General features: G+C 43.7%; 12 protein-coding genes. 7 read left to right on the top strand and 5 right to left on the bottom strand.

The genetic code is table 11. The annotated features are described in order from the left end of the window. Window positions 1–4 precede the first annotated feature (4 nt). Window positions 5–2,446, bottom strand: a complete 2,442-nt coding sequence (locus tag K1Y79_RS26375) for a sensor histidine kinase (RefSeq protein WP_220253207.1) — start codon at window positions 2,444–2,446, stop codon at window positions 5–7. A gap of 201 nt (window positions 2,447–2,647) precedes the next feature. Here K1Y79_RS26375 and K1Y79_RS26380 point away from each other — a divergent pair, with 201 nt between their 5' ends. Beyond that, window positions 2,648–2,935, top strand: coding sequence for a putative quinol monooxygenase (locus K1Y79_RS26380; RefSeq protein ID WP_220253208.1), 288 nt, complete (start codon window positions 2,648–2,650; stop codon window positions 2,933–2,935). Window positions 2,936–3,428: 493 nt separating this feature from the next. Further along, window positions 3,429–4,829: a right-handed parallel beta-helix repeat-containing protein gene (locus tag K1Y79_RS26385; RefSeq protein ID WP_220253209.1), complete on the top strand. Its 1,401-nt coding sequence runs from the start codon at window positions 3,429–3,431 to the stop codon at window positions 4,827–4,829. Between the two features lie 148 nt (window positions 4,830–4,977). On the opposite strand, the gene K1Y79_RS26390 is transcribed toward K1Y79_RS26385, so the two are convergent. The 3 genes from K1Y79_RS26390 to K1Y79_RS26400 all read right to left on the bottom strand — a co-directional run bounded on the left by K1Y79_RS26390 (window position 4,978) and on the right by K1Y79_RS26400 (window position 7,992). After that, complete coding sequence (locus K1Y79_RS26390) at window positions 4,978–6,096, bottom strand: FAD binding domain-containing protein (protein ID WP_220253210.1); 1,119 nt, start codon at window positions 6,094–6,096, stop codon at window positions 4,978–4,980. 2 nt (window positions 6,097–6,098) lie between these two features. Further along, window positions 6,099–7,268 (bottom strand): MFS transporter, encoded by a 1,170-nt coding sequence (locus tag K1Y79_RS26395; protein ID WP_220253211.1) that lies wholly within the window; start codon window positions 7,266–7,268, stop codon window positions 6,099–6,101. 133 nt (window positions 7,269–7,401) lie between these two features. After that, window positions 7,402–7,992 (bottom strand): Crp/Fnr family transcriptional regulator, encoded by a 591-nt coding sequence (locus K1Y79_RS26400; protein WP_220253212.1) that lies wholly within the window; start codon window positions 7,990–7,992, stop codon window positions 7,402–7,404. 228 nt (window positions 7,993–8,220) lie between these two features. Here K1Y79_RS26400 and K1Y79_RS26405 point away from each other — a divergent pair, with 228 nt between their 5' ends. Further along, window positions 8,221–9,774, top strand: a complete 1,554-nt coding sequence (locus K1Y79_RS26405; RefSeq protein ID WP_220253213.1) for a S41 family peptidase — start codon at window positions 8,221–8,223, stop codon at window positions 9,772–9,774. 135 nt (window positions 9,775–9,909) lie between these two features. On the opposite strand, the gene K1Y79_RS26410 is transcribed toward K1Y79_RS26405, so the two are convergent. Then, window positions 9,910–12,060: a carbohydrate-binding protein gene (locus K1Y79_RS26410; RefSeq protein ID WP_220253214.1), complete on the bottom strand. Its 2,151-nt coding sequence runs from the start codon at window positions 12,058–12,060 to the stop codon at window positions 9,910–9,912. A gap of 1,935 nt (window positions 12,061–13,995) precedes the next feature. Between K1Y79_RS26410 and K1Y79_RS26415 the strand changes: the two genes are divergently transcribed. The 4 genes from K1Y79_RS26415 to K1Y79_RS26430 all read left to right on the top strand — a co-directional run bounded on the left by K1Y79_RS26415 (window position 13,996) and on the right by K1Y79_RS26430 (window position 17,556). Beyond that, a complete protein-coding gene (locus tag K1Y79_RS26415; protein ID WP_220253215.1) occupies window positions 13,996–14,928 on the top strand; it encodes a hypothetical protein in 933 nt (310 codons plus the stop codon). Between the two features lie 170 nt (window positions 14,929–15,098). Then, the gene (locus tag K1Y79_RS26420) at window positions 15,099–15,659 is read left to right on the top strand and encodes a Crp/Fnr family transcriptional regulator (protein ID WP_220253216.1); all 561 of its coding nucleotides are present in this window, start codon (window positions 15,099–15,101) and stop codon (window positions 15,657–15,659) included. Window positions 15,660–15,731: 72 nt separating this feature from the next. Continuing rightward, entirely contained in the window at window positions 15,732–16,616 is an 885-nt protein-coding gene (locus K1Y79_RS26425) for an NmrA family NAD(P)-binding protein (protein ID WP_220253217.1), read from the top strand. Between the two features lie 22 nt (window positions 16,617–16,638). After that, window positions 16,639–17,556 carry an alpha/beta fold hydrolase gene (locus tag K1Y79_RS26430; protein WP_220253218.1) on the top strand — a complete coding sequence of 306 codons (918 nt, stop codon included), beginning with the start codon at window positions 16,639–16,641 and terminating at the stop codon, window positions 17,554–17,556. Window positions 17,557–17,684 lie beyond the last annotated feature (128 nt).

Raw genomic sequence — 17,684 nt, forward strand, 5'->3', positions numbered from 1 at the left:
TAGATCAGTTTACAGCGGTTGAAGATACCTCTGAAGCCGCATTAGTAAGTGGTACACTGATCGCAAAAGTGATATTGATGGCAGTACCTTGACGACTATTAATGTCTAACTCCCCATCAATATCCTTTGACAACCCGCGGATAAGCTTCAGCCCCAGCCCCCATACTTTTCCATATAACACTTCATTGGTAATACCTATACCGTTGTCCTGGATGCTTAATGTCGCACTTTCTTCAGTTGAGCGCAAAGTAATATGTATGCGCTGACCCGTTTCAGCCTTTGGGAAGGCATATTTGATAGCATTCGTAACTGCTTCGTTAACGATCAATCCAAGTGGGATAGCCTGTGAAACGTCAAGTTCCAGTTCATCCACCTGCACGTTGAAGCCGATAGTGTTTTTTACGTTATAGCTCTGGCGCAGGTAATATACCAGTTCAGGAAGATAAGTGCTCATGTCAACAGATGCCACGTTTTCATTGTGATATAATTTCTGATGTATCAAGGACATGGCATGTATCCTGTTCTGGCTCTCCTGGATAGCCAGCAATGCCTCGTTTTCAAGGTAGGCGGACTGTGATTCCAGCAGGCTTACTATTGTCTGCAGGTTGTTCTTAACACGATGATGTACCTCCCGTAACAACCATTCTTTTTCGTTAAGCAACTGTTGCAACACCCTGTTCCGGGATAATGCATCCTGGCTGGCTTTACGCTTTATACGATACTGATTATACAGTAGCGTAACGATGATAAGCAATAGTATGATACCGCCAAGGGTAATATTGCCTATCATTGAAGATCTGGAGAGTTTCGCTTTCTGCAGCTGACTATCCTGTTTAAGGATTCGTATGTCCTGGTCTTTCTTCTGTGTCTCATATTTGACGGTGAGATCGGCCATTTGTTTACGCTGAATAATGCTATAGACAGAGTCTGTATACAAGTGATATTGTTGCAGGTGGCCAATAGCGGACGTATAATTCCCTTCCGCGGAGTCAATTCTGAACAGCAGGTTGTGCGTGCGTGCCAGATCAGCCGCAGATGCCCCTGCAAGGGGATGGGCCAGCGTGAGTGTTGCATACTCGCGTGCCTGTATATATTTACCAGTCTTGAAGTAAAAGTTACCCAATTGGTTATATGCCATTAGGGTCTCGGCAAACATAAATTGCGGAGGGAAGCGTTTTGCCATCTCAAGGAAGTATAGATAACTTTCCAGGGCTTTTGGTTCATTGCCCATGGCATCGTAGGCAGCGGCAGTCTCACTGGCCAGCAGCATGCGATCTAACGCATTATTAGGAGGCAGATGGGTATTGATGCTGTCTATTAACTTGAGGGACCGGGCAGGCATTTTTACACGGCGGAATAAGACAACCTTGTAGGTAAAGCTTTTGAACCAGAGTATTTTTGTCTCCGGGGTCAGCGGACCCTGTAGCGACTTATCTATCCAAAAAAAGGCATTACTGGTATTGTCTACGTTACCATACATCTGAGCAATACGCAAATAGTAGAGCGTAGCTAGTGCTGTATCTTTCGTCGCTGTCGCATATTTTATAGCTTCCTCAGCATATCGCAGCCCTAAGACGGCATCGGCTTTTAAGGTATATAAATAGGACAATGTATAGTAGCAATATTGGTGGTGAAGGAATCCCAATCCTTTTTGAATTTCCAATGCACGCAGAATTTCTTTCTCTACATCAGCTGGGCGCATCCGTAGATGCTCAAATGAGGCCACTTGTATGATGCGATGTTCGAGTATGACCAGCTTATTCTTTCGGGCGATGGCGGTCGCCTCCCCAAATAAGCTATCTTTTTGCGGCATACCAGGAGGAAGGGCATCTGCCTGATACAAAAGGCATGCGCCCAGTAGTGGCTGATTATCAGTTTGTTTACAAAGTGTTACCGCTTCATTGAAGTAGATCTGGCTCTTAGGGATGTTCATCTCCTGTGCGGCCTTACCACCCAGTATCCAGTAACTCTGCATTAGCCAGAAGTTGTCTTTCAGGGTTTTGCTTGCCTCAAGTAACATGTTAGCATACCGATCTGCCATTTCCAGGTCTTTGGGATCTGCCCCTGGCTTATGCAGATAGTAGTTCGCCAGTTCTGCCAGCAATTGCAGCCTCGGAATACTTTGTAGTTTTGCCAGCGCCTTTTCAGCATCCTGAATCTTTCCAGAATCGATCAAATCTCTGCCTATAAATTCCTTTCCTGTTTTATAACCTTCATTGTACGGAGTCAGCCTGCTTAGACGAAAGATGCCAGTGGTATATAACATTGTACTGTCTTTGTCCATTTGCCCCTGGCAGGCGGCATATAAGAAGTTGGCTGTAGTCTGAACCAGGAAGCGCTGCAGATCGGCATTATAAGTGGGTGGCACAGGGTTATGCAGTACCTGGGCATGTGACGATATTACACTAGTCAGTAAGAGCCAGCAAAAAAGTATGTGTCGGTACATGGGGGATTTTGGTTTGGGAACTAAAATACAAAATGCCGGTAAGTTCTACAGAAATTCCATTATAGTATAGATAAATACACCTTACAGTATGTTGAGCTATTAGAATGCTGATAGGCGCATATTATTCATCTTAGTTTTCTGATCCAATAGCCTGGGCTAACTTTGGTTATAGTAATAATAATGACATCAAAACTAATCAGCATGAAGATTTATTTAACGGCAGTAATAAAAGCAAAACGTGCGTATACGGCTTCAATTGCGTCAATGCTTCAGAATATGGTAGTGCATACGAAGAAGGAAAGTGCATGTCTTCAATATGACCTGCATCGGTCAACCGAGAATGACAACGTTTTCTTCTTTTATGAGATCTGGGAAAATCAGGAGGGGTTAGATATGCATAACCTGCAACCTTATATCCGGGAATTTGTGAAAGTAGCGGAGGACCAATTGGAAGAACCACCCTTAATCATCAAAGGCACACTATTATAATCACCACCGGTAGGTATCTACAGCGGTGGTGCTACGTTTTCAGGTAATTAGTATAACCAAAGAGTGTACATATATAGAGAGGTGTTTGCATTGACAGGCGCCTCTTCGTTTTTCCCTTATCGTATTTTTATACGATACTCGTTTCAGTTAAGATGAATATACGAACAACCGTTAGCCATAATGCATGTGGATAAGTTTTTTTTTCCGCTGACTGGAAATATTTTCCGCCTCATGGAATGGATAAGCCCGGTGTTTTATTTTTATCTCATTGTATTTCAATAAGTAATGTGGGTAAGGATTTCCGGCATCCATTTAGCATAAAGGGTAAACGTAGATCTACAGGAAAATAATACGACAGAAGAAGTAAAGTGTTTTGCTGAAGTAAAGAAACCGAGACATCATATCCTAGTTAATAATTTTTTATTACCGAATCACCATCGCGTTATATATATTTGCGACGCGAGAAAATTTTAACCATATTTTTAACTACAACATGAAGAAGAACCGCACCTACATTGCGCAGTCAATGATCTGCGCAGCTATGCTTGCACTTTCCGTAAGCTGCAAAAAAGAAGAAGCATTTCAGGAAAAGCTAAACACAGACAACAATCTGGCCGCTACCACAACTACAACAGGTAGACAATTTACACTCGTTCCTGATGTGAATGGCCGTCTGGCTTTAGACAATTCAAGTGGCTACTACAAGCCGGGAGACGTTATTAATCTTAAAGGCAACTTTAAAGTAATCCAGGTTTCTAATCTGAGTGGAGACGCATCAGCGCCTATTATAATCAGGAACCTGTCCGGAACCACTGTCAACATTGGAAATCCATCCTGGAATGGCGGTGCTTACGGTGTAGCATGTGTATTCTGGAACTGTCATTACATTCGTTTCGGCGGACAATCAGGCCAGTCATCTGTGGTGATAACCGGCTCAACGCAGACTGCTAGAGCATCTTACTTCGACCTTCAACTTGGAAACAAGACAGATAACATAGAAATATGTAACCTGACTATCCAGAATGGCGGTAATGGTATTGTTGCGAAAACAGATCCGGTAAAGGGTGATGCGAGTACCGCGTTTCCTAATACCACCATGTCAAATCTGAAGATTCATGACCTGCTGATCAAAAATACCAAGAACGAAGCGATGTATATCGGTCATACCGCTACCTATTGGGATCTGACAGCAAACGCTCCTTACTATGGATCAACTACTGCAATGGCTTCCGGTCATCAGTATGTTCAGCCAGTAATGTGGCGCAATGTGAAGATTTACAACAACACGATAAAGGACATCGGACTTGATGGTATACAGACGGCAGCAATCGACCAGCTTGAAGTGTACAACAATGAAGTGACCAATTGGGCCTTACAAAAAGACTGGTCGCATAATGGAGGTATCCTGATCGGAGGACGTACTATGAACACAAATGTTCACGATAACTATGTTCATGACGGATGGGGAGAGCTGCTGCAATTCTATGGTTCAGGGCAGAACGGTGCAACACACATCATTCACAATAACCTTTTCAGAAACGGTCAGCTTGAAGGTGTAAGCCTTAGAGGAACTGCGAATGCTGTTGTGAGATTTACAAACAATACTGTTGCCTGGACTAAAGGAAACAGCCTGCGTCTGAATGGTAGTACCGGTATGAAAGCTGCACAGATTATTAATGGTAATGCGTTCATCAGACCAATCAACGGCGTACCAAACATCTCTGTCAGAAACTACATCTATGCTGAAGCGGGAGCCACCTTTACAGAAGGTACTGGTTCACTTGCAAACAAGAAGTTTCCGACCGTGCAGTCATCAAAAACTGACATAGCCAACTTGTATTATCCGCTGACAGGTTCTCAGATGGGAGTAGCCGGGTACAGGAAATCATACTAACATTGAATGCTATTTGCTATTATCAGGCCCATGGAATTGTTATTCCATGGGCTTTTTTTATTAGTAAAGTGAAACATCCGCTGGATTTGCATCCAGGGACGCTTCACTTGTGGTGGGTTTTCCGGATAGTGATATAACATCTAGCAGATTAGCTTATTCCAAGATTACTCCTTAGCGCAAGTTGCTTACCATGATTCATAATAGCCATGGCATATCTGGTTTGTTGCTCATTCCAGTAGCCAAGTGCCATTCCCAGGTCGTCATGATCTGCAAGGCTGTGTGACAGTACAACGGCATCACGGTAAGCTTTGGCGGTTCCTGACGCTGTATGCGGTCTTACTACAAAGGCTGCGTCACCCAGAATGGCAATTCTGCCCTCATACATCTTAGGAACTGCTAAGTCAAATATTACCTGTAGGAAGGGTTCCCTGGTTTGATATATCCGGTCTTTCAATATAGCGGGCAAATGTTTATCTGCAAGTTCCCTCAGTGCGGTCTTAGCGTCATTATTTAACATCCCTGCTGGCACGCTGTATCGCCTTTTGTTGCCGTTGTTGTCAGTCAGTAGTTTGTTTAGCAGTGCGGCTGACTTATTCAAGTACCACACCCAGTTGAACAATCTATTGCCTTTGGATAGTTCTCCTCCCGGGCCGGGAACCATATAGGAAAGTATGTGTGACTGTTCGTAAGGATAAAGCGAGAATTTGTCTGAGAAGAAGTTTCCTTCAGCGGCTGTCATATCTTTCTCTGGTATGAGTCCACGGTACGCTACATACCCCGCGTATTGCGGAGTAACATGCGGAAGAAAAGTTTTCCTTACTGTCGAATTGTAACCGTCAGCGCCAATGAGCAGGTCACCAGTAACTGATGAGCCATTTTTGAAAGTTGCACTTACTGCATGCGCGTTTTGCGAAATATGCTCCACCTCATATCCAAAGAAATATCTTTCTTTTGGAAAATAGTCTTTGAGGTGCCGCCAGAGGTAATTCCAGGACGTGAACACTGTATCATTCTGATATTTCAGGATGGGACGTCCCTGTTCGTCTAATATCTGTCTTTGCCTGGCAGGTACTCCGAACACTTCAGACGGTACAATACCATATTCTATTAAATAGTCAATCATTTCCGGCTGTATCACCAAACCTGCGCCTCTGTCCTTCATATCTGCCGCTGCACGCTCGTATATATTGACATCAAAACCCTGTTGCAGCATGGCAATACCAGTAATCAGTCCGCCGATTGAGCCACCTATAACTATTATTTTCATGATCAGTTCATTTGTTTTTGCATACGCTGAGTACCTATAACATTGAGGATTGACAGTATTCCGAGCAGAATCATAAAGGATGTTGCCCAGCTCCATCCTCCGGCGTTCCATAACAGGATGGACAGATAAGTACCCAGCGCTCCGCCGATGAAATAACTGGTCATATATATCATATTGATTCTGCTGTTAGCGAGATGGTCCAGGGAATAGATAATTGAGATATTTGTCACTTGTGTTGCCTGCACTCCTACATCCAGTAAAACGACAGTCAGCCAGATGCCGGCTACTGATCCGGGAAATAGTTTAAGTATCAGGATACTGATAAGCGTAAGTCCTGTTGAAAAGAGCAGCGACCTGCCATGCGTACCCTTATCTGCCAGTTTACCAAATAGTGGAGCTAAGAACGCGCCTGCCGCTGCAAGTAGCCCAAACATGCCAATAAGTGATGCCGAATAATTGAACGGAGGCTCACTCAGGTAAAAGGTTAGTGTTACCCCAAATGCGCTTAATGTACCAAAAGCCAGCATACCAGTAAGAGCGGTACGCCTCAGCAGCGGAAATCTGCGCAGCTGATCAATTGTTGATTTAAGAAGTCCGCCATACGTGCCATTAAACCGTTCATGGATAGGAGGAAAGTCTGCCTGCATAAGAACCCCTGTAAAGAAGACCATCACAGCCGATAGCAAATACACATATTGCCAGCCCAGCCAATTAGTAACAAACCCACTGAATACACGCGCTACAAGTATCCCTACCAGAATACCTGTAAAGATCTGTGCAACAATCTTACCCCTGTTTTCTTTCACCAGACTGGCAGCCATTGGGAGTATTACCTGTGCTACGACTGAGAAAACTCCGATAAGCAAACTGCCGGCGTATAAAAGCGGTAGCGTAGGCGCAAATGCCATCAGTAAAAGAGAAAGAAACAATCCTGCCTGCAGATATAATATAAGTTTCTTTCGCTCAATCATATCCCCGATAGGGGTTAGGAAAAACAATCCAATGCCATACCCTACCTGTGCAAGTACAGAGATAATACCAGCCTTCTCTGTGTTTATCTGAAATGTATGCGCAATTGCATTGAGTATCGGTTGACTATAATAAACATTGGCTACGCTGATACCTGCGGTGGTAGCCATGATAAATACCTGTGTTTTTGTAAGAGATGCCATTTTTATATAGTTTAATTACTTGTTTGTCTGTCGTTATTAAGACAGTACAAAGTTGGCATCTCTACGGGCCTTGTCCAATGAACTGGTATAGGAAAACAGGGCTAACTGGTTCAACAAAAATAGTTGAACTGGATTAACTTTTCTTTGATATCCTTTTGTGGCGCAACTTTGAAAGGTATTCGGTCGTCATCCCAAGAAAGGATGCTAACGCATATTGCGGTACCTTTTTCACTATGTTAGGATATCTTTCCAGAAATATCTCATAACGTTGTTCGGCTGTTTTGGTCAGATTTGTTATCACACGGCGGGCCATATATGCAGCAGTATTTTCTGCAAGGATCCGGAAGAATGTCTCAAAGCTATACCGGCTCTTCTTAAGCTGCTGCTCGCTTTCATAGTCTATCTGCAATATCAGACTATCTTCCAGGGCAACTATAAACATAGTAGCAGGTTGCTGAAAGATATAACTGTTGTAGTCTGAGATCCACCAGTCTTCAATAGCAAATTGTATGGTATGCTCCTGCCCCTCATCCCCAATTACATATGCTCTGAACGCGCCTTCCACTACAAAATACCGGTGTTTAGCCAGGAAGCCCGGTTGTTCTATAAATTGTCTCTTCTTGATCTTCACTGCTTTGAAGCTGCTACAGAACTCATTAAGCTCTTCTTCTGTCAAGGGAAGGCGTTTAAGAATATGTTCTTTGAAACTGGTATAATCTGACATTACCTATAAGTTTTAACATCTGTCTATCTATCTGCGCGACCTGAACACAGACAACAGCTGCTTAAAAGTAATAATAAATGTACAATCGTCGATTTTATGCCGTGGATTATGGCAACGTTTACCTTAATAATTGCATGCATCTGGCAGTCACTACCTCAGGCATTTATCTAACTTTATAGTGAGACATTCTCAGGCTTTTTGTAGATTAGGGGTACATCAACCAATTCCATGAGAAAACTACTCGTTCTATTGTTATTAGTTCAGCAGGGCTGGGCACAACAATCTGCTTCTTCTGCCATATCCCCGGGTATGCCGGCAGACAGTCTTTCGGTTTATAATCCTGTGTTGACGCCCGCTGCAATGAAGGACGATCTGCAATTGTTTCTGAATATCCGTAAGAAAGCTAATTCAGGCTTGTACAGATATCGTACTAAAAAACAAATAGATAGTATTTACAAATGGGCGTTTAAAGAAGTCAAAAAGCCCATGCCAACGTTGGACTTCTTCAAAATAATACTACAACTTACTGATTTTGAAGGTAGCTGCCATAACTATACGGAACCGCATGCTGACCTTGTGGCCTACCTCAACAGGCAGCGTGGCTTTTTCCCATATGTTATGAAATACATTGACGGGAAGATGATCTTCAACAGTAAAACCAGTCAGATACCTGTCGGGGCGAGAGTACTGAGTATTAACGGCATAAGAGATACTACACTGATGCAGTCGTTTTATAAATACATGACGGCCGACGGTTACGTAATGACGCAAAAGCAATCGGGTAGCGTAAACCGGAGCTACGGCATGCGTTACCTGTATGAATATGGTGTCAATGATAGCTTCCGTATAAGATTTACTGCTCCTGGTCAGGATAATATACAGGAAGTGATCGCACCTGCAATATCATTGGAGGAGCGTAAAGCCAGTGTAAAAGCACGTTATAGTGCGCCCGTTGACAGTATAATAGACTACAACCTGCAGCCTACATATAGTTTTCGTATGATCGACTCTTCCACAGGTCTCCTCAACTTACGGATATTCTCTATGGCAAGGGATGCTGACGATCCGGCCTTCCCCGTATATGTAGCTTTTATAGATAGTGTATTTCGTGTACTGGATAGCAATAAGGTGCCTCATCTGGTGCTGGATATCCGTGGAAATCCCGGCGGTAGTGATCCTAACTTTGAACAGCCTATGATGTATCTGACCGACAAAGATTTCAAAGAGAACACCCTGGCCTATACCATCTTCGGTGATCAGATTCCATATGAGCAATATTTTTGGGGAATATCGACGGCTGCAAGAATGGACTCTGCTGAATTGATAGCAGGAAAGCAAATGTTGCAGGATTACTTCCCCTTACTGAAAGATGGCCGTAATATACAGAATGCAAAATACAACCCTGTATATCATCCTAAACAGCCTGGGTTCAAAGGTAAGTTGTATATGCTTATTGATGAAGATGTAGCTTCAGCAGGTTCTCACCTGGCCTCTCTTGTGAAAGCATATGCACGCAATCTAACAATCATAGGGGTTGAAACTGTTGGGGGCTATTATTATCACAATGGACATATGCCTATGATCTATGAGCTGCCACATTCAAAGATCAAGACTAAATTCTCTATCGTGTATGTACTGCAGGACGCGCCTTATAAGCCAGATCAGCCGGATGGGCGTGGTATCATTCCGGATTACACGGTATGGCCTTCGTTCGATGATTTTATGCAAAACAGAGATACGCAGATGGAGTATGTACTACGTTTGATACGAGAAGGTAAATGATCCCTCTTGATTTCTATGGTTATCCGCGAATATACCTTAATGCTATTTTATTAATAAATGAAGCCCCTCTGATTCACAGCGTCAGAGGGGCTTTATTATTTCAATGCTTGCTAGTTAATATCTCCTTATCAGCCGTTATTGCCTGATAAGTTTTATCGTCTCTGGTATACCATTCCTCATCACCCTCAGCAAGTATGTGCCGGGAGCCAATCTGCTACCAATGCTTAGACTATTTTCACCAGTACCTTTCTCAATCTGCGCGCCTTGCATATCACTGATTACATAGCCGAATTTTCCGCTGGCGCGAATGTTAAATGTACCATTACTGGGATTAGGATATGCAACTGCCGCGTGTCCGTTCCTGGAAGGAGCTGCGTGTATCAGGGCAGCAGGCGTATCTCCATTGCCTGTTACTCCGGCGCAGCTTACAGCAGTTGGGCTGCCTGACAAACTTAAGTAGTCTATATTCCCAAGACCATTTGACGCAGTGCTTTCCAGGCGAATGGTTTGTTGCCCGGCAGCCAATGATATTGTAACTGACACTGTGCGCCACGTGTGCCAGTCAGCAGTAGACGGGAAGTCAATGTTATTTACAACTGCGATATTGTTTATTAGTAGTTTGGCAGGGCGATTAAGTCCGCCGGCATTTGCATAGCGCCATGTCAGCGTATAGCTTCCTGCAACAGGTGCATTGATACGCCAGGTTATGCCAGCGCCGACACCACTGTTTACATTTGCATAACCAGTTCCGGTAAAATTATTAGTAGCGTTTTCGACTGCACCGTCAACACTGCAGAAGCCTGTTGTATTTTCCTGGATGGTAAGGCCGCTACTGGCATTGCCGGGGTTTTCACCCGTCAGGAAGTTCAGGTATTCCTCAAGATTGGTATAGCCATCACCATCGAGATCTCCATTGTTATCCGCGGCATTAGGATCGGTGCCGTTGGCCGATTCCCAGGCATCTGGCATTCCATCATTGTCACTATCAACCGGTGCCGATCCAGCAGCGTAAGCAGGCCATCCACCTACTTCGGCAGGAGAGTCAATGATGCCGGGTTTATTGGCGCTTCCTCCGGAAGCAGCAACAGTGCCAGTACTGGTTTCATTTACGAGGCGACTATCTACTACATCTCTCTGAGGAAGTGTAGCACCAGCTTTTTGTAATACTTCAGTGTAGGCAGTGGCGGCTGATTGTGTTTTAATCGCTGCTCCTGCCACGCTGAACGGAGTGTTTGACTTAGCATTAGGTTGCTCCGCAGCAGGGACTCTGGAGAGGTCTACGCCAGTCCAGTTGTCGTTAGTTTTGCCTGAATTGCCATGCATATAATTGCCTGTAAGATACCATTTGCCAATGCCTTTCGCATTGTAAGATACCTGTATGAAGTTGAGGTTTGCATTCGCAGGTCCTGGTTTGTAGTAGTTATTTACCATATTGATGTGGGACCTTCCGCCAGTAATTTCAACTTCTCCGCCGTATGCAGCGCCTCCACTACCGGAGTTATAAATGACATTATTGCGGTAATCGGTCAACGCAAGCGTATCATGTGCTCTGGCACCACCGAAGCGTATTGCACGGCTATTCTGATTAGTAATCAGGTTATGGTGATAGGAAGCATTTTGTCCACCCCATACTCCGCCGTAACCCCGAACGCCTTTGGCATGACCAGCGTTATAGAGGCCTTCACTCACAATACACCACTGTACAGTTGCATTCTTAAAATCATACATAGCAGCGCATTCTTCATTGGCCCAGCTGAATGAGCAATGGTCGATGATTACGTTATGGCAGTTCTCCATGTTAAATCCGTAGATGCCCGTTGACAAAGTGCCGCCTGGCCTGGATCTTATATACCGTATAATAACATTGCCATGGTTACCACCTTGAGAAGCAGCTCTGGCACCATTCATAATGAAGGAATGCCCCTTCAGGCAGATTCCTCCACCCGGAGCTGTTTGTCCGGCAATGGTGATATCAGATCTACGTATTCTGAGTTCTGAGGTCAGATTAATGATACCGCCAACTCTGAACATAATAGTCAGCGGTTCTCCCGGATAGGCGTTAAAAGCTTCACGGAAACTACCTGGGCCGGCGTCATTCAGGTTAGTTACAAAATACACCTTCCCGCCCCGTCCGCCGGATGCCAGGCGTCCGAATCCTTCAGCTGTAGGGAAGGCCAATTGCTGTGCAGCGGTAGGGTAGGTGAGTAGTAATAGTCCGCCAATGCCGAGACGGAACAAGGCCCTTTTTAATCTTGACGAAGGAAGAATTTTTTTCAGTGTTTTCATATCGTGGATGTGTTTTAAAAGCTTTGTGTCGCGTAGCACAGTGATCATTATGCTGGTTGTTCTGACAAGTTGAGGGTTTCGGGGATTATGCTACCACAAAACAAGTGTGAAAGCTACACTAATTTACCAAAAAGATAGATAGGATGGCATGAGTTGAGTCGATTATTAGTATACATGTTCTTCAATAGCGGATCATTTATTAACGGGTATTGTTCACGTTGATTTTGATGCTTTTCTATGATCATCTGGAAATTCAAAATGATAGGTTATTGTATAGTATTGAGTATGTATAGCCTCACTGCGATCCGATTTACAGGTATTAGTGTGGCACGAGAGGAGAGTATAGAGTAGCACTATGGGAGCAAATCCACGAGGATTTATCACATGAAAGGAGCTTTTTATTGATGGAAAGGAAAAGCCACTGCAGTATTATCTCTTCATGGTGGGTGAAACAGGGAATTTGGGTTGATATTGCCCGGGGGATGGAAATACCGGCTCCGGCAATTTGTCTCGCCCGGCTTACCGTGGACTATTTGCAGATCGATTGAGTGCTAAATATCGGTTAATGTTTCATACCATTTCATTGCCAAAAGGTCACTAAGAGGTCACTTGGATATCCCGGGGATATTGAAGTGACCTCTTAGTGACCTTTTGATGACGTTTTGGAGTGAATACTAAAGCGAAATCAGATAAAGGTTTGCACGGGTGATTTTTTCTATTGATCATAGGGAATATTTCGGCAGACAGAGCGCCAATTCAGGTCGTAAAGAGTTTTCTTGTCTGGAAAGTCACTTTATAGCAGTAAAACGGACAACTTTTCAGGAGTAGGGTGAGGCATCGGGTCCGGCTATGAAGCAGGCAGCGGGAGAGCACAAAGAGCCGTTTGCTGCGATGTAGGCGCGGCAAGTGCCACGAAATGTAAGCAGATGGCTGTTTGTAGTCATAAGTGAGCGACAGCGTTTAGATGATAGGGGAGGTGAGATAGGGATGTGTCAGTCCAGCTAGGGTAGGGGCATATCTGATTAGGGCGACAGTGGTAAGTACTCCGGATTAACGAAATGTTGACGCTTTGGCGTTATTGTTGGTAAAATTTACCAAAAATTTCCTGGTCTGGGGAAGGATGATTTTGCCAATAACTGGCGAGTAGCGCATATGAGCAGCAGGGCAGTAAGATGGGAAGGTAAAAGGGTTTGATTTCCGGTTAAATGTGTCAACACTTACTAGATACAATGCGTAGTGCCCGGTTTTCTTTGTGTATGCAAAGACGAATAAACGTGCGGGATACAACTAACATGTTATGTTTTTTGTCCGACGTATATGTCAATTTTGCGCTCCGACTTGATTGATGTTGTAGTTTGAGAGAAGCCCCATCATCCTTGTCGGTGAGTATTTTATATTTCTGTTGTTAACAATTGTGAATTGTTTAGTTGGACAATCTGCTTTTTGAGTGATGAGCGTGCAGGGTATTTAGAATGTAGTATTTAAAATCCTTATACCGATGAAAGTTTCACCGGAGATGTCATGTGTAAGTCCAGGTATGACCTACATACAGCATGTTGAAGCAGGTCCGGATGCACATTAATGGCCATGTTAAATCTGCACAGATGACCTGCCTGGTGATATATCATTTCCCGTAGTCAAATTAGCATTTTAGTATTTAGCACCGGACGTACTGCAGCAGATTCGGGTGATAAATACTGATAAATTTCAGTGCAACTTCAGAGCAATTACAAAGGCAATTTTGGACATATGAGAGATGAGTTATCAGATGACAGCAAACTTATCTGATAACACATTACTTATGGGGACGGCTGTGATTTAGCCGTTGATCGCACTAATTTTTTTTACTGAATTATACGAGAGTGAACGGCTGTTGATCCGGCTGGACAATCTATTGAATAAGCAAAGGCTAAACACCACCACAAACACCATTACATGAACAAGCATCTAAAAACGTTATTTTTTTTGACATTGCTATTTCTTACGAAAGCAATGTTTGCGCAGCAGTCTTTCACAGTGCAGGGAGATGGGAACAAGTACTATCCTGTAACATTTTATGATGGAGGCTATAATTCAAATCTACCTGTGGAATTGGAAATAGGTAGGTCATCGGTTCACGCACCTAATGGTCAATGGTGGGGTTCAATTATGGCCACATTCAGATTTCATATTAACGGGTTTGGACATGGCGCAAATTTCATTGATGCTGATATCAAACAGCTTTATGCCAATCCGAACACTACTATAGGACTTGTTGGGGGCTGGATGGATCTTACCCATGGAAGTACTATCAGTCGCATTGCTATCTGGCTGCGTGGAGCGACTACTTATTACTATAAATCAAACTATAGCGTAGGTCCCATTGTTTATGATGGTGTAGCCAATCCGGTTCCGTTCAAAGTGACTGATAACTTAACACTCACTGTAAAAACTGTTCCGGAACCATATGTTAATATACAGGGTTTGAGTTACTCAAATAGCGCTTACTTTAATGGCGGTGGCAAGAACTACTTCGCAGGTACTGTGGGTATTGGCACCTTTAATACAAGCGAGTTCAGACTTGCAGTCAATGGCGCTATAGGTGCTAAAAGGGTCAAAGTTACACAAGACGGATGGGCGGATTTTGTTTTTGATTCGGATTATAAGCTACCTGGCCTGACCGAAGTAGAAACGTATATTCAACAGCATAAGCACCTTCCTGATGTTCCTTCAGCAGCAGAGGTGACGAAAAATGGCTTGGATCTGGGGGAGATGAACAAGATCTTGCTCCAAAAGATAGAAGAACTGACCTTACACCTGATCAAGCAGGAGAAAGTAATTCAGGAACAGGGAAAACGCCTGGCTGAGTTGGAGAAGAAGCCCAGGTAAGAGGATGTTATAGTTGGATTGGTGGTCTGTTGATGCTGTATAACTGTTTAAGAGGAATTGTAGCATTAAATTTGCTTCTACGTGACTACTGCCGAAGGAAATCTCCGTAATTACTCATCTAGGGTAATTACCGGAGATTTGGTCTGGCAACTAAATCCGTATTCAATAAGATGCAGGAACTGAGCGCCTATATTAAATCAAAGGTTACAATAGACGATATTGATCTCGAACAGATCTTGAATAGCTTTTACGTCAAGTCTGTTAACAAGGGAGATCTATTATTGAAGCGGGGACAGATTGCTAATGAGTACTATTTCCTAAATAGTGGCGCTTTAAGGTTCTTCTTTGCCGACAATTATGAACTGACGGCATGGATTGTTCAACCCAATGAATTTTTCACCGAGATATCCAGTTTACACCCCGGGTTACCTACGCGATTCAACATTGAGGCTGTAGCATCCGCCGAGTTATATTGTATCACTAAACAAGATATGGACAGACTTTATCAGGAGCTTCCCATATGGCAGGAATTTGGCCGCAAGACCTGGGAAGCTATGGCTGTAAGAATGATAAATGAAATTATCCGTTTTCAAACCTTGACGGTGGAAGAGCGATACTTGGAATTTCTTGAGAAGCCCGGTTTCATGCAGCTCATTTCTGTCAGGCAACTCGCCTCTTATCTTGGTGTAACACCCAATGCCCTGAGTCGGATCCGTAGAAATTTACGTTAAGATCTTTATCTACCATTTGGTAGTTTTTTGCTTGTTAATGGTTTATAGTTTTGATTTCAAATTATGAACACTATGAACAAGGTTATTTTAGTTGCCGGAGCTACCGGCGATCTCGGGAGTAAGTTATGCAAAGAATTGATAAAAAGAGGTGCTCTTGTCAGGGCGATCGTACGGGCCGAAAGTAACAGCGCTAGTGTTTCCCTTTTACGGGGCATGGGAGTGGAAATTATCCAAGCGGAACTGTCCGACGTCAATAGCCTCGTTGCTGCGTGTAAAGGAGTCTGTTGTGTTGTATCTACTTTGGCAGGTTTGCACGATGTTATTGTTAACGCACAATCCCAATTACTGCAGGCTGCTATAAAAGCAGGTGTGCCCCGCTTCATTCCCTCGGACTTCTGCACCGATTACACACAACTTCAGATAGGCGATAACAGGAACTTTGATCTCCGAAAGACCTTTCAGTCTATTATCGACCAAAGCGATATACGCGCAACGTCTATTTTTAATGGCGCATTCACTCATGTGTTAAAGTATGATATCCCGCTGCTCAATACGAAGGAACAACAAATTGAATATTTTACTGGTAAACTACATTGGCGCATTGATTTTACGACGGTACAAGATACTGCCGCATATACTGCCGCCGCTGCTTTGGACGAATCCACACCACGCTATTTACGGATTGCAGGAACGCAGATCAGTCCTTCAGAACTAGCAGACGTTGCAAAGCAATTATTCGGCAGCAACTTCTACCTGAAGGAGTGGGGAGCAATGGAAGCATTTTCCGCCTATATCAGTCAAGTCCGTCAACAGCAGCCTGAAGGAGAACATGAGTTATACCCGGTGTGGCAGCAGATGCAATATCTGTATAGTATGTTTGCTGCCCAACATACCATACCCGATAATGACCGTTATCCAGGTATTGACTGGCAATCGATACAGTCCGCATTCAAATAATTCCCAACTCCAAAAAATTTATATGGAAGAAATATATAAAGATGACCAACTGATCAAACAGTGGGATGGCTTCACTAATCATATGGTAACAGTCAACGGAACAGAACTGCACTATGTTGATGGCGGACATGGTCCTGCATTGATCTGCCTTCCAGGATGGCCGCAAACTTGGTATTCTTTTCACAGAATAGCACCGGAATTAGCCAAATACTTCAGGGTTATAGTTGTAGACATCCGCGGTATGGGCAGTTCAGCTGCGCCATTAACTGGGTATGATAAGAAAACGATGGCGACAGACATTTACGAATTGATCTTACAGCTTGAATTGGGACCGGTAAATGTGATCGGACATGATATAGGTGGTATGGTAGCTTGCAGCCTGGCTTTTAATTTCCCAGATGTAGTATCACGATTGCTGCTGGCAGACGGTCTGCACCCAAACGAAGGGATGATGCAGATGCCGCTTATGCCTGCAAAGGGAACCTTTGGGGATAAGATTGACAACCAGCGTCCATATACCTGGTGGATGGGTTTCAATCAGGTGAAAGAGCTTCCGGAGAAATTACTGGCTGGGAGATATCGCTACCTGCTGGACTGGCTTTTTCGTTACGTAATGACAGACGATTCCCAAATGTCTGACTTTGAAAGAGAAATTTATGCTGCTGTATATGACTCGCCTGAGCGAATACGCGCCTCAAATGCCTGGTACCAGGCCTTCAATGAAGATATTGAACATGCAAAAACTTACCAGCAACTAAAAATGCCGGTATTGGGTATTGCCAGCAACGTTTCATATGGTTATTATCAGTACTCATTGCCTTTGATAGCCGAAAATTATAAGTTGGTACATCTCCCCTTAACCGGACATTATCTTTTCGAAGAAAATCCACAGGAGGTTAATGCGATAATACTGGAATTTCTCGGGCAAGAGAGAAGGTGAAGCTGACAGGAACTATTTTCTCACAATGCAAGAATTGAAAAAACTGACATATCTAGCATGAAAATAGGCTTGTCAATTAATAATATACAAGCCTATTAGCGCCTGGTAACACTAAGTTTACCAACCTG

The sequence above is a fragment of the Chitinophaga rhizophila genome (assembly GCF_019492185.1).
In the GTDB taxonomy this organism is placed as follows: Bacteria; Bacteroidota; Bacteroidia; order Chitinophagales; family Chitinophagaceae; genus Chitinophaga; species Chitinophaga rhizophila.